Annotated in this window: 11 protein-coding genes and 3 pseudogenes; 3 read left to right on the top strand and 11 right to left on the bottom strand. The window is 67.8% G+C overall.

What is annotated here, in order from left to right:
• Positions 1 to 295: 295 nt before the first annotated feature.
• The 7 genes and pseudogenes from ACO1BR_RS38860 to ACO1BR_RS38830 all read right to left on the bottom strand — a co-directional run bounded on the left by ACO1BR_RS38860 (position 296) and on the right by ACO1BR_RS38830 (position 4,792).
• Positions 296 to 658, bottom strand: coding sequence for an ISL3 family transposase (locus tag ACO1BR_RS38860; RefSeq protein WP_426799828.1), 363 nt, complete (start codon positions 656 to 658; stop codon positions 296 to 298).
• 34 nt (positions 659 to 692) lie between these two features.
• Entirely contained in the window at positions 693 to 1,067 is a 375-nt protein-coding gene (locus tag ACO1BR_RS38855; RefSeq protein WP_426799829.1) for a hypothetical protein, read from the bottom strand.
• A gap of 34 nt (positions 1,068 to 1,101) precedes the next feature.
• Positions 1,102 to 1,416: pseudogene (locus ACO1BR_RS38850) on the bottom strand (transposase); the annotation flags it as partial.
• Positions 1,417 to 1,598: 182 nt separating this feature from the next.
• Positions 1,599 to 1,811, bottom strand: coding sequence for a hypothetical protein (locus ACO1BR_RS38845; RefSeq protein ID WP_426799826.1), 213 nt, complete (start codon positions 1,809 to 1,811; stop codon positions 1,599 to 1,601).
• A 116-nt stretch (positions 1,812 to 1,927) separates the two neighbouring features.
• Positions 1,928 to 2,131, bottom strand: a pseudogene (locus ACO1BR_RS38840) (DUF317 domain-containing protein); the annotation flags it as partial.
• A 218-nt stretch (positions 2,132 to 2,349) separates the two neighbouring features.
• Entirely contained in the window at positions 2,350 to 3,768 is a 1,419-nt protein-coding gene (locus tag ACO1BR_RS38835; protein WP_426799825.1) for an MDR family MFS transporter, read from the bottom strand.
• A gap of 10 nt (positions 3,769 to 3,778) precedes the next feature.
• The gene (locus ACO1BR_RS38830) at positions 3,779 to 4,792 is read right to left on the bottom strand and encodes a Rieske 2Fe-2S domain-containing protein (RefSeq protein WP_426799827.1); all 1,014 of its coding nucleotides are present in this window, start codon (positions 4,790 to 4,792) and stop codon (positions 3,779 to 3,781) included.
• Between the two features lie 204 nt (positions 4,793 to 4,996).
• Here ACO1BR_RS38830 and ACO1BR_RS38825 point away from each other — a divergent pair, with 204 nt between their 5' ends.
• Both ACO1BR_RS38825 and ACO1BR_RS38820 read left to right on the top strand, forming a co-directional pair.
• Positions 4,997 to 6,538 carry a flavin-containing monooxygenase gene (locus ACO1BR_RS38825; RefSeq protein ID WP_426799824.1) on the top strand — a complete coding sequence of 514 codons (1,542 nt, stop codon included), beginning with the start codon at positions 4,997 to 4,999 and terminating at the stop codon, positions 6,536 to 6,538.
• 167 nt (positions 6,539 to 6,705) lie between these two features.
• Positions 6,706 to 6,984: pseudogene (locus tag ACO1BR_RS38820) on the top strand (sigma factor-like helix-turn-helix DNA-binding protein); the annotation flags it as partial.
• 320 nt (positions 6,985 to 7,304) lie between these two features.
• Here ACO1BR_RS38820 and ACO1BR_RS38815 read toward each other — a convergent pair.
• From ACO1BR_RS38815 to ACO1BR_RS38800, 4 genes are read right to left on the bottom strand one after another with little or no spacing between them, the layout of a single operon-like run.
• A complete protein-coding gene (locus ACO1BR_RS38815) occupies positions 7,305 to 8,081 on the bottom strand; it encodes a phosphotransferase family protein (protein ID WP_426799823.1) in 777 nt (258 codons plus the stop codon).
• 7 nt (positions 8,082 to 8,088) lie between these two features.
• Positions 8,089 to 8,571: an NUDIX domain-containing protein gene (locus ACO1BR_RS38810; protein ID WP_426799822.1), complete on the bottom strand. Its 483-nt coding sequence runs from the start codon at positions 8,569 to 8,571 to the stop codon at positions 8,089 to 8,091.
• A gap of 38 nt (positions 8,572 to 8,609) precedes the next feature.
• Positions 8,610 to 10,202, bottom strand: a complete 1,593-nt coding sequence (locus tag ACO1BR_RS38805) for a hypothetical protein (RefSeq protein WP_426799821.1) — start codon at positions 10,200 to 10,202, stop codon at positions 8,610 to 8,612.
• Positions 10,199 to 11,233, bottom strand: a complete 1,035-nt coding sequence (locus tag ACO1BR_RS38800; RefSeq protein ID WP_426799820.1) for a glycosyltransferase — start codon at positions 11,231 to 11,233, stop codon at positions 10,199 to 10,201. Before ACO1BR_RS38800 ends, ACO1BR_RS38805 begins: the two co-directional genes overlap by 4 nt.
• Positions 11,234 to 11,724: 491 nt before the next feature.
• On the opposite strand from ACO1BR_RS38800, the gene ACO1BR_RS38795 reads away from it, so the two are divergent.
• Positions 11,725 to 13,131 (top strand): MFS transporter, encoded by a 1,407-nt coding sequence (locus ACO1BR_RS38795; RefSeq protein WP_426799819.1) that lies wholly within the window; start codon positions 11,725 to 11,727, stop codon positions 13,129 to 13,131.
• Positions 13,132 to 13,272 lie beyond the last annotated feature (141 nt).

Here is a 13,272-nt window from a genome sequence, read left to right as displayed (position 1 = left end):
GTAGCCGGCACCGCAGCCAGCACCCCTGCCCCAAGCCTCACTCCGAAACGGACATCAACTCGCGAACCGCCCACTAAGAAGGCTGGTGGGACCAACCGTGGTTCCCGAAGGGACGGGGCAGCGGTGGCAGGGTGGGGGAGACGGCGTGGGATGTCGCCGCAGTGGTGGGGGAGCGGCCCTGGCCCGTGTGACTGCCATGTCAGATGAGGCTCACCCATATGCGTCCCTCCATCGTGCCGGCTGCCAACTGTGATGGCGCTCTTTGAAAGCGGCTCTGGCCGCAGTTCCGTGAAGCTCATGGTTGGGTGAGGATCCGGGTCCGGAGGAGTTGGAACGAGGCCCGGCCATACATGGCTCGCTTGAGTGTTTTGACGCGGTTTACGTTGCCTTCGACCACGCCGGAACTCCAGGGGAGGGTGAGGCCCGCGGTGACGGCATCGAGGTCCTGACGGAGGAAGCCGGCGAAGCTCTGCATCGGCTTCGGCGCGTCCTGCTCGGCATGGCGGATCCACTCCAGGAGCAGGTGACCGCGTCGGTGACGGATGAGTTCGGCGAAGGCACGGGCTAGGTCGTAGGCTCGGGTGATGTCCGGGCAGGCAAGCCGGACCTGAAGGAGCCGTTCCTCCTGGCTTTCGGTGAGGGTGTCGCGTGGGCGCATGACCCAGGAGGTGATCTTGCGCGGGCTGGGAATGTCAGCTCGGACCGGTTCCGGCGGTGCCGGCCCGAAGGGCGGCGAGGTGCTTGCGGACGACCTGGCGGCTGCCCCGGTAGCCGCGTTCGCGGATCTCGTTGAACAGGCGGGTGCCACTGACTTGGCCCTGGGCCTCGGTGAAGCGTGCGTTGAGGTATGCCTTGAACGGTTCCAGCACGCCGTTGGGGCGGCGGCCGCGGGCGGAGACGAGCAGTTGGTCGAGGTCGGTGTCACGGAATCGCCGTACGGCCTTTCGGTCGAGGTTGAGCCTTCGGGCGATCGCGCTGATCGTCCAACCCTTCTCCACCAGGTGGTGGATGTCCTCGTAGCGGTGGCGGGTCCGCTCGATGATCTGGGTGCGGGGGAGTTCTGGCATCGGCAGCTCCATCGGGACCGGCTCCGGCACTGAGGGTGGGTTCTTCTGCCAGGACGAGCCGCCCGTCCGCGGCCCGCGGCAGCGGCAGACCGGCCAGAGTCCTGCGCAGCCGTGCCGCATCCAGCCGCCCGTGGTTCAACCCGCCGTACAAGGCGCCATGACCGCGCCGGTGCTCTGGGGCCAGGGACAGCTCGACGAGCGTTTTCACCGGGCCGTCCGAGCACAGCAGGGCATCGGCCAACTCGAACAGTGCGTCGCCCCGCGTGGTTAGGCAGGTATAGAACTCCGTCCGGAAGTAGGACAGTTCGCCAAACGCATCCCGCGGGGCGTCCCGCTGTAGCAGACTCATCGTTACGGCCTTCGTACTGACCCAGTGCCTCTGTGACGGAGCACATGATCAGACGGAGGCCGCCCTGATGTCCGGCGAACAGCAGATCCCAGGCAAGTTCGATGCGACGTTCGACCTCAGACGATAAACGCCAAGCTGAGGCTATGCAGTGAGTTCGGCGGGCAGGACGGTCTCGTCGGTTTCTAACTCGATCGAGTGGAGCGGGCCTTGACCAAGAGTTCGCGGCCCATGTAAAGGCGGTCCTCGGTCCACTCGTCGCGGCAGGGCTGGGCATAGACGTCGGACACCGAAGGATCGAAGTCCGCGAGCAACAGGCGAGCCAGCTCCAGGCGGCTCTCGTAGACAACCTGGCCGCCCGTCGTCGCCGATGCGTAGTCGCCCGAATAGTGCGCCATGCCGTGTACGGAACGCACCCGCCGCCACGGCTCCGACTCCCGAGCGGCTGGAAGCCTTGGTCCCTGCCGGTGCTGCCGTAGAGGTAGGTGTCGTGGCCCTGCGCGTAGTCGTGGGCGAGAGCGGTGGTGAAGGCGGTTACGAGTTCCGTGGGCGTGTTGTTGCTGAAGGTGGCCAGCCAGCGGGGCGGCTCGAACGGTTCGGAGTGCGCCGCGATCTTCCACAGCGCAGTGTCTTCCCCTTCGGGGAGGTAGCCGAGCCGGATGAGCTGTTCAGGCGGGGTGACGTGGCGTTGGCCATCATGTGGAATCAGCGTCGTCAAGCCCGCCTAGCCTTTGGCGCTGGGTGGCGAGCCCTGCTCCTGGTGCCTTCAATCTGATGTGGCTGACCGCTGCGATTGGCCAACGTCGTCAGCAGTACCAGCCCGCGAGTCAGCGGAGCGAACTCGCTCCGGTGGGCCGCAATGCTCTCGGGCAGCTGAGGATGACAGCGCCTGCTGCCATGGCGAGTGATCTTCCAAGAGCCTTCATCAGTGATCTTCTAGACGTTGGACTCGATGCCGGTGGAGTTACCGTCGTGAACTTTGGCGGGGCTTGCGGCGTTGGACAGAGGTTCCTCCTTCATCGCGAGAGCAAGGACGAAGGCGAGCGCCATGAAGGGGATGGTCCAAGAGAAGAGAGACCGGAATGCCGCGCTGCTCTCGTCCGGGGTCGGTCGGGAGGAGTGCATGCCGGCGCTGAGGATGGCGCCGAAGAGGGCGGCCCCGAAGGCCCCGCCAAGGGATCTGAAGAAGTTCAACACACCGGTTGCGGTGCCGATGTGCTCGTGTCGCTGGGCGTTCTGGCCGGCGAGCAGGCAGACCTGGACGAAGAAGCCGATACCGACTCCCGCGACTGCCAGTGGGACGATCAGAGCAGGTGCGCTGGTGTTCTGGTCGGCGCGGCTGATGAACGCCATCGAGACGCCGACCAGGATCGAGCCGGCGACGGGGTAAAGCTTGTATCGGCCCGTCCTGGTGATGAAGAGCCCGGAGATCGCCGCAGCGGCGACCAGGCCAAGGAGCAGGGGGATGACGTACAGGCCCGCGGTGGAGGCGGATTTGCCCTGCACGGTTTGGAGGAACATCGGCATGTACAGCATGCCCGCGAACAGGACCAGAGCCGCGAGCAGGAACTGGGCCGCTGCCAAGCTGAAAGCGGCGGAGCGGAACAAGTGCAGCGGAGTCATCGGCTCGACCGCGGTGTGTTCGATGAAGAGGTAGAGGATCAGGGAGACGGCGCCGACGGCGGTCAGACCGAGGATGACGGGCGAGGTCCAGGAGTAGTCGTGTCCGCCCCAGGTGGTGACGAGTACCACGGAGGTGGTGAACGCGGTGGCTGTCAGAGCTCCGAAGACGTCGACCTTGCCGCCGGGTGCCGGCTGGGGCAGGTGGAGCCTTGCGGCGATCACGAAGAGGGCGGCGATGCCGATGGGCAGGTTGACGTAGAAGATCCAGCGCCAGGAGAGCCCGTCGGAGAATGCGCCGCCAAGCAGGGGGCCGGCGGTGAGGGCGAGCGCCGCGACCATGCCCAAGGCGCCCTGGAGCTTGGCGCGTTGCCGCGGTGATGCCAGATCGCCGGTGATGGCCATGACCAATGAGGTGATTCCTCCGCCGCCGATACCCTGCAGGGCGCGGGCGGAGGCCAGCAGGGGCAAGGTCTGAGCGATACCGCTGAGCAGCGATCCCGCGAGGAAGATCGCGACGGAGAACTGAAGGATTTTCTTGCGGCCGTACAGGTCGCCGAGCTTGCCGAAAACGAGGGTGGTCACGGAGCTGGTGAGCAGATAGGCGGTCGCGGTCCAGGAGATGCCGGAGCCGGCGTGCAGGTCTTCGCCGATGCTCGGCAGGGCCGTGGCCACGATTGTCTGGTCCAGGTTCGCGATGAACAGCACCAGCATCAGCGGAATCGTCAGTGCCATCGTGTGTTCCTCAAGGGGTCGGATAGAACTGACGGGCCCAGTGGCGGTAGAAGCCGATGGCCTCGTCGCCTGCGGCGAGGCGGGGCCGAGGCTCGTAGCGTTTGGCGTTCCAGATCCTTACGTCGTCCTTGGCCTTGCTGACTGCGGTCCACAGCACTGCGCGGGCGAGGGCGCGGTGCACGGGACGCAGCAGGGGTGTCCGTCCGGCGGGCCGTGTCCGCTGGATATCCGTGCAGGCCACGCCGAGCAGCAGGCGCGTGAGCCGGGGGCCGGTCGGTGCGTGCACGGCCCACAGGTGGAGGATGCATCCCAGTGGGGGGACTGGGATCTCGGCCCGAACGTAGCCCAGTCCCGCCAGCAGGAAGGACACGTCGTAGCGGATCTTCTTCAATGCCGTAGGACGATTCGGCCCAAGGCGTAGGTGTGAGCGTAGGTAAGGGCCTTGAGCTTGTGGCGGGACGAGTTGTCGTACGTCCACGTGGTGCACGGCGGGCAGGTGGCGGTAGTCGAGACCGTTCTCGGCGAGTTCTTGGACGTGGGCGTGCACGTCGGTGGCCCATGTGGCCGTGACGGTCACCTCTGGCGGGGAGGTGTCGGGGATTTCCCACGCAGGTGGTGTGTCGTCGTGTCCGTACCAGACTATGACGAAGCCGTTGCGTTCGCGGACGGTGCGGTGCTTCAGTCGGGCGCGCGGGTGTGGCCCCTTGGGCGTGCCGACGCAGGAGCCATCGGGGGCGAAGGCGAAGCGGTGGAAGGGACACACAAGGTTCTGGCCCTCGATGGTGCCGCCGACGCCGAGGTGGGCTCCGAGGTGTGGACAGTACGGATGCACCGCGTACGACTGTCCGTCGCCAGTGCGGTAGAGGACGACGTCCTCGCCTGCGAGCTGACGGGTAAGGACGCTGCCGCGCGCAAGCTCGCGGGAGTGCGCGAGACAGAACCACCCGCTGGGATAGGGCAGATCCGGCGTCTGCCCGTCGGTGGCACGGCTTCGAGTGCAAAGTTCCGGCAGATCCGCGTCCATCGTCACGGCTCACGAGCCAACCACTGGGGAGGGCGCCGAATTATCACCGCGCGGACAACTTAACTCGTATGAGGCATGTATTGGCGATACCTCCCTGCTGGTCATCACCTGACGCTACGGTCCATCACCACGGGTGATCGGCCGTGCGTGCTCTGCCTGCATCGCGGCCAAGGTGCATTCAAGGAAGCCAAGGGGGATGTCGCCGTGGCCGACGAAGCCGTCGAGACCAGTCGTGATGAGGCGGAGGTCCTCGTCATCGGGGCCGGCCTTTCGGGAGTGGCTGCCGCGATCGCACTACGGCGAGCCGGTGTCGACGATGTCATCGTGCTGGAGCAGTCCGGTCGAATGGGCGGAACATGGCGCGACAACACCTATCCCGGGTGTGGCTGCGACGTACCGTCCCTGCTGTACGAGTACTCCTTCGCGCCGGGCCCCTGGAGGCGGACATTCGCCACCCAGCCGGAGATCCTGAAATACCTCCAGAACACCGCAACCGGACAGGGCGTAGAGCAGGCGATCCGCTACAACGTCACCGTGAACGGCGGCCGTTGGGACAAGCTGAGCGGCCGTTGGCACCTGCGCACCAGCGCAGGCCGGTACGCCGCCCGCGCGGTCATCGTGGCCACCGGTTCCTGGCACCACCCCCGCTACCCCGACCTGCTCGGCCTGGACGACTTTCCCGGCCCGGTCTTCCACTCCGCCCGCTGGGATCATCAGGCGGACCTGACCGGCCGCCGCGTCGCCGTCATCGGCAACGCGGCCTCCACCGTGCAGTTCCTGCCCGACCTCCAGCGCCGTGCGGCTCACGTCGACATCTTCCAGAGCACCGCCCCATGGGTGCTGCCCAAACCGGACTACGCCGTCCCGGACCGCCTTCGCCGCCTTCTGCAAGAACACCCGGCGCTCCGCAACCTCGCCCGCGGGCTGCACTTCTGGACGCAGGAAGTCATCGGCCTGTCCCTGCGCCACCCGCGGTTCCTGCCACTCCTGGAGGCTGCCGCGCGGCTGCACATGCGCCGCTCGGTTCCCGACCCCGAACTACGCCGGTCCCTCGCCCCCGGCCACCGCCTGGGAGCCCGCCGTCTGCTCACCTCCGCCACCTACTACCCGGCCCTCGTGTCCCCCAACGTCCGCCTGCACCCCACCCGTGCCGCTCTCGTCGAAGGCAGCGACATCGTGGGCTCCGACGGGCGACGGGTCGGTGCGGACGCCATCATCCTGGCCACCGGCTTCCGCATCGGCGAGCTGTCTATCGCCCCCCACCTGTACGGTTCCCATGGCCAGAGCCTCGCCGACACCTGGCAGGACGGACGCCACGCCTACCTGGGCACCAGTGTCAGCGGCCATCCCAACCTCTTCCTCCTGCTGGGACCGAACCTCCTGAGCGGCACCACCGCCGTCCCCACCATCCTGGAAGCCCAACTGCGCTACATCACCGACGCACTCACCCACCTGCACCGCTGCGGACACCGCGCACTGGACGTCCGGCCCGACGTGGAACAAGCGCACAACGCCGCCCTGCGCGGTGCCCTCCAGACCACCGTGTACACCACCGACCGTTCCAGCTACTACTTCAGCCCGCCGGGCCTGAACACGTTCTGCTGGCCCTGGTCCACCCGCCGCCTCCTGCGCCAACTGAACGCCTTCGACCCAGAGGCATACACCTGGCACCCGTCGCACCACACCTCTTTGCCCACACAACGCGACGCGGCAGCCAGGCCACTACGGTCACAGACCGGCGCGTGACGGAGCACCGGCTCCAGTGAGCCGGCGGACCGCCCCCCACCTCCAGGAGGCTGGATCGCACGCCCACGTCAGTGACGCTGCAACGCGGCGTGGCAATGACATGGTGGTCTACCTGCGGTGGCTACAGCGCGAGGGCATCCGCCGAGATTGTCTACCGTGGGCAACTGGACTGGCAGGCGGTCGCTGAAGCCCGGCAGCCCAGCGGACTGTCGGGCTTCGACGACGGACTGGCGCTGAGCGAACTGCTCGACGCGCTGGACGGTGAAAGGCGTGAGGCATTCGTGCTCACACAGCTCGTCGGGATGCCGTACGCGGACGCCGCGGCGGTCGTGGGCTGTCCGATCGGCACGGTGCGCTCGCGGGTGGCCCGCGCCCGCGCTGACCTCACCGGCTGGCTGAGGGCTGCCGAAACCTGCGATGGAGTCCCCCAGGTAGTCGCGGCGTGAGCGGCTCCGGTTCCGAGTGATCACGGTGTTGCCGGTACGCCGCCCCATAGGGCGGAGAGCGCCCGGCCGGGCTGGCGCACCAGCAACCCGAGGAAGCACTGCCGTCGCCGGGCGGGCGCAGCCATGCCCTGTCCGGAACGGACGGAGAGGGTGGGCCCGTCAGAGGCCGGGCGGCGCTCTTTCGGCTGTCGGGTGTGGTGTCCCGCCTTCGTGGTCGAATCTCCCCATCCATGGTTGCGCGTCTGTGGTTCCGGAGATATGTGGGCCCCGTCCGGGCTGAGCGATAGCCCTTCGCTCCTCTCGTCAGGATGGCGTCGTGCTCACCTTCGCCTGAGTAGCCTCATGGCTGCCCGCTCTCGTACGACGGGGTCTGTGCTCAGCGCAGCGTCCGCGAGCAGATGGATGTGCCAGTGCAGATGGAGCCTGCCCTCGGTCGTGGGATCTGAGCGGCTGGCGAGTGCGAGTACGGGTGTGGGGTCGTGGAGGTCGAGGCGTACGGCGAGGCGGGCGAGGTCGGACTGCTCGTCGCCGAAGGCGGCCAGCTCCCAGTCGATCAGCAGTCGGGAACCGGCGGGTTGGCGAAGGAGGTGGCCAGGCTGCAGGTCGTGGTGCAGCAGCACGGGCTGGATGGTGCTCTCCCTGGCCTCGACCTCTTGATGGAGTAATCGGGCCGTGGTGCGCATGGCTGGGGCGGCTGTCGCGTACATGCGCAGGCGGTCGTGGAGGTAGTCGGTCCAGCTGTCGTGCCGTCGGGCGCCGGCGAGGCGGCCGATGTGGGGGCCGGGGATGCGATGGACGGCGGCCAGAGATTCGGCGAGTTCTGCCAGGAGCCGATCTGCGGGTACAGGCTTTGCGTGAACTGCGGTCTGTGCAGTCCATGGCGGGATGCTGTCCTGGGATGCGGCGAGCAGCTGTGGGCTTGGGGCTCGGTGCCTGGCCAGGAGGCGGAGAGCGGCGGTTTCGTTGGCGGCGCGGCTCGGGTCGCCGTAGTGCTTGAGGATGTACGGCGGTTGTCCGTCCACCGACCAGACGCGGTTGGTCTGGCCGGTGGTGATTTCGCGGGCGTTGGGTGGGACGCGGCCGTCTATGCCGGTCATGGCGTTGTCAGGCGACGTCGCCGAGGTAGCTGTCGGGGGCCGCAGGTGCCTCGGCAAGGGAGGCGATCGGCTGACGGATGGCTCGTGGCAGCAGGCTGAGGGCAGGAACCTTGCCCAGCGGCACCCATTCCAGGCCGGTCTGCACCTCGTCCTCGGCGTGGCCGCCGAGTTGGTCGGGGTCGCTGGTGGGGGTGCACAGGAAGATTGCTTCGATGCGGTGGGTGGTGGCTTCGCGTACGGGGTGGTCGTGGTGGGCGCCGATGTATTCGCGGAGCCACAGCAGCCGCTCGACGGTGACGGTCAGGCCGGTTTCCTCGTCGACTTCGCGGCGGACGGCGTCGCCAAGGGTCTCTCCGGGGTGCTGGCCGCCTCCGGGGAGGAAGTAGCAGTCCTGGTCGTCCCAGTTGGCGCGCATGAGGAGGACGTGGCCGTTGTGGAGGATGACGGCTTTGGCGGAGGTGCGGATTTTGGGGGTGACGGGCTCGGTCACGGTGCTGGTCCAACTTCCTCGTGTGGCTTGGGTGGTGTTCAGCGTTCAGTCTTGCCGAAGGTGGTCGGGTGTCCCGCGATGCGGCGGAGGATCATCCGCCAGGGGCCGGCGAGGCGGATGAAGGGTTGGACGGGGCTGCTTGTGATCAGTGCCGTACGGCGGCTGGGCGTGGGTCGTGGAGCAGCCGGGATGCGGCTGGTAGTGGGCAGTACTGCGGCGTGGAGGGCCGGGACCAGCTGGAGCAGCCGGGCGGTGAGGACGGGGCCGTGCAGCAGGACGCCTACGAGGGCGAGCGCGAAGCAAATGGGGCCGGACCACCAGGCGCAGATCACCGCGGCGGCGATCAGTGGGGCGCCGGTGAGCCAGACGATCTCGTCGGCCCATTCCCGGAGTATCAAGAACGCCTTGCTGATTCGGGACAGATCGCTGGGCAGGTGAGCGACGTCCCTCGCATGCCGGTCGGGGCGCGCTGACGTGTGGAAGGCGAGCGCGTGGAGGTTGGTCAGACCGCGTGGCTCGGTGTAGGGCTCGTCGAGGACGGCGACGGTGGCGGGTGCGACGCCGGCTCCGAGGAGGGAGAGCCGGTGGCCGGTGCCGAGGTCTTCCATCGGTTCGGGGAATCCACCGAGGGACCGCACAGCCGGCAGGTGGACGCACATGCCACAGCCGACGCCATAGACCATCGGGCGCAGCAGGGCCCGGATCGCGGGCGGGAGTTGGGCGGTGGTGAGCCATTGCGCCAGGCGGGTGCGGGCAAGTTCGATGCCGAGTGAGCGGCGGAGTTGGTAGAGCCATTCTCCTGCCAGGAGCAGGCCGATGGCTCCGGATGGGAAGGCACGGCGAGCGAGCAGAGGCAGTCGCTGCTGCTGGATCAGCGCCGGCGGTCGGCCGGTGCGGGCACGGTGGCGGGTAGCCGTCTCGGTGAAGGAGTTCAGCGCGCGGACATCGGGGATCGCGTCGGCGTCGTAGACGCAGAGGAAGGTGTTGTCCGCGTCGTTCTCGTTCTGCCATCCGAGCGGGCCGAGGATCGTGTCGAGGTGGTCGGCGGCGTGGTTGAGCTGGCCGGCTTTGCGGCCGCCGGTATCGGGCTGATGCAGGTGTACCAGGCGTAACCCGATGGCCGGCTGATCATCGGCAAGAGCGGCGACGGTCTCGCGAGTGGTGGGTGCGGCGTCGTACAGCTGAGTGAGGAGGGCGAAGCGCTCGTTCCTGGGGGCCGCGTTGACCTTGTCGGCGATGTTGCCGCAGCGTGCGCGGGGGAACAGCCCGCGCAGCTGCACCTCGGTGAGTGGGCCGGTGGTGGCCAGTGCGGGCAGGCGGGCACGGTCGCGGCGGCGGGCGTTCTCTTCGCGTTCGGTGGTGATGACGACAACCGCTGCACGTCCTAGCGGGTAGTCCAGGGCGGTGAAGGCGGCGATCGTCTCGGGGGCGAGCGCCTGCTCGCGGAGCATGGGCAGCAGGACCACCAGCCACGGCGCCTTTTCGCCGGCCTGGGCGGGGTCTCGGTGGGCGTTGGCCAGCAGCCAACGGGCACAGAGTTCGACTGCGACGAGCGCCCAGAGCGCGCGGGCCAGTAGGAGGGCCAGCAAGACGGGAACGGTGAGGTGGAGCCAGAGGTCGTCGACCGTCATCGTTCGTCCTCCAGCAGGCGGTAGACGGATCGGACTTGGTCTGCGATGCGCGGCCAGGCGAGGAGCTCGGCGCGTTCTCGGGCCGCGGCACGTCGTGATGCATGGGCGGCGGTGCCGAGTTCACCGAGGAGCATTTCGACGGCTCCGGCGGCAGCATCTGCGTCACCGGGCGGTGTGAGGTCAGCGGCCGGGCCGTCGCCCGTGTAGTACGAGATGCCGCCGGTGTCGGTGGCGACCACGGGGGTTCCGCAGGCCAGGGCTTCCAGGAGTGCGTTGTTGGCGGTTACATCCGCGAGTGGGAGGAACACGACCGCCGCTTGGCGGTAGAGCTGGGTGAGCGTGAGTTCCGTGATTCCTTCCACTACGCGTGCGGCGGGGTGCCAGGTACGCCGGTTGGCCTGACGGGTGACGACGACGAGTTTGATGTCGTTGCCATGCCGGCGGTGGAGCCGATAGTGGACTGCGTCCAGGGCGTCCCAGTCGCGTAGCCACCAGCCGACGGTGAGGACAAGCGGCCGGGCGGCGGTATCTGGGACCCTTGCCGGCGTGAAGGCGGCGGTGTCGATGCCGTGCGGGATCAGGTGCACGCGCTCCGTGGGCACGTGATCGGCGAAGAACGCCTGCTGGTTGGGGGCGAGGGTGATGATCTGGTTCGCGCGTGCGGCGAGTTGCCGCCAGGCCGCTGCTGGCATGAAGCGGGACAGGTGTGCCGGTGGCTGGTGGTAGGTGACGGCGGTGGGGCCCGGTCGGTGGCGGGAGAACCAGAACTGTTCGTCGCCGTAGAGGACGTGCGCGGGCCCGCGGCTGGTGAGGACGCGCGCGTCCGTGGCGAAGTGCTCGGCCGGGTAGAACGGCAAGGGGCAGCGGCGGCGAAGCCAGTGATGGGCTGCTGATGTGACCTTCCGGCCGGCGATGCCTTGTGGTGCGGTGACGCCGTGGGCTCCGGGCAGGTAGTCGAGGAGGCGGTCGTGGCCGCCGTGATGGCTGTGCCACGGGACGCGGACGGCCGACGTGATCACGGTGTGCGGCACGGCGCCTCCTCGCTCGTCGCGGCAGGCAGCAGACGCAGGTCTCGGAGGGGCGGCGCAACCGCTGCGGGCCTGGTGACGTGAACCCCCGCATCCGCAATGCCTTCCGAAGCCTGGTCTTCAGCTGAGGAAGCTGCACCGCCCGAACACATCTCGCGCATGAGGGAGCAGCCAGCGACCACAACACGGCGCGCCCGCTCGATGCCTCGGCGACGGTGATCAACAGATGGCCCAGCCCCCGTGGGGTGGTGTCACAAACTCCCGTGACACGACGGGCTGTTCGCGGATTTCAATAGACGAGATCGTGGATATCTAATATCTTCGATGTTGATCGTGTTGCGTTCGAGGGCCGTGTTCGGGGCCGCCCTGAGCGAGGGTCTCGGTCGTGTCGAAGCCAAAGGCATGGTGGCCAGTTGAGCAATGCGGATGCGGTTATTCCGCCCCCGGCACTTCCTGGGGCTGACAGGGCGGCTGCGCCCGAGAAGACCGGGCCAATGCTCGCGGTGCTGTTGACGGCGATGTTCATGGCGCAGTTCGACTTCTTCGTGGTGAATGTCGCTGCGCCATCCATCTCCCATGATTTGCGCGCGGGACCGGTCATGCTGGAGCTGACCATGGGCGGCTATGCCTTCGCCTACGCGAGCGGGCTGATCACCGGCGGCCGCCTGGGCGATATGTTCGGTTACCGGAGGCTGTACCTGGTCGGGATGGTGGCCTTCGCCGGTGCCTCGCTGCTGTGCGGGATCGCGCAGTGCCCGTGGGAACTGGTGGTGGCACGACTGCTGCAGGGCGTCACCGGCGCGTTGATGGTGCCGCAGGTACTGGCCATCATCACTTCCGCCTTTACCCCGAAGCAGAGGCCCAGGGCGCTTGCCTGGTTCGGCGTCGCGGGAGGGCTCGGCTCCGTCTCCGCCAATGTGCTGGGCGCTCTGATGCTGGACGCCAACGTCTTCGGGCTCGGTTGGCGGACGATCTTCCTTGTCAACCTCCCGGTCGCTGGCGTGGCGGTGGCGTTCGCCCGGCGGCGGCTGCCCGTGCTCACGCCGTCGCGCCGCCAGAGACTCGATCCGCTTGGCGCGGTGGGCATCGCCTGTGCCATCGCGCTTCTGTTGGTGCCGCTGGCTTTGGGAAACGACCAACACTGGCCCCTGTGGACATGGTTCTGCATGGCCGCGTCGGTGCCGGTGGGCGCGCTGACCCTGTGGTGGGAGCGCGTCCTGGCCGCCCGGAGCGGCGGTGCCGTGCTCGATCTGACGCTGCTGCGGGTGCGGTCCTACAGCTGTGGTGTGGCGGCGGGCGCGGCCTTCCTCGCCTATTTCGCCAGTTTCATGTTCGCTCTCTCGCAGTTTCTCCAGGTCGGCCGCGGCTACTCCGCGTTGGGGGCCGGGCTTCTGGTCACGTCGAGCGCCGTGATGTTCTCGTCGAGTTCTCTGGTGTCGTCCCGGCTCGTTCCCAAGTACGGGCTGGGCGTGGTGGTGGTCGGAGGCTTCGTCACCGTTGCCGGCCTCCTGTCACTGGTCCTGCAGCTTCGGATATGGGGAGCCGGGGCACCACTGGCGGGCGTCGTTGCATCCGTCATGGTGACGGGAGCGGGGAACGGCGCTGTCCTGCCGCAGCTGATCGGCGCATCGCTGGTGGCTGTCACACCGCAACAGGCAGGAGTGGGTTCCGGTCTGCTCAATACGGCCCAGCAGTTCGGCAGTTCGGCCGGGGTGTCCGTCATCGGCAGCGTGTTCTTCGCGATAGCCGGACCAATCGACTCCACGGGAAAGGCGCAAGGTGTTCACTACGCCCACGCCATGCAGGTCGCAGGGCTCATCGACGCCGCTCTAGCCCTGATCGTCACCGCACTCATGGCATACAACAAACGGATGTCAGACCGCATCAACGCTTCTCATTGAGAACTCAATGCCCTTTACCCGCGCCGATTGGCATGGCCGGCAGGCGAGGGACGTCGACCAAGGCCCCCCGCGCCGACCGAACCGGCACCCTCCGCGCGCACGGTGAACAGACATGCTGTGCAGCCGTGTTCGGTGGTCCGC

It is taken from the genome of Streptomyces sp. YGL11-2, from assembly GCF_050054615.1.
Classification (GTDB): Bacteria; Actinomycetota; Actinomycetes; order Streptomycetales; family Streptomycetaceae; genus Streptomyces.
This window is presented reverse-complemented; position numbering and strand designations above follow the sequence as displayed.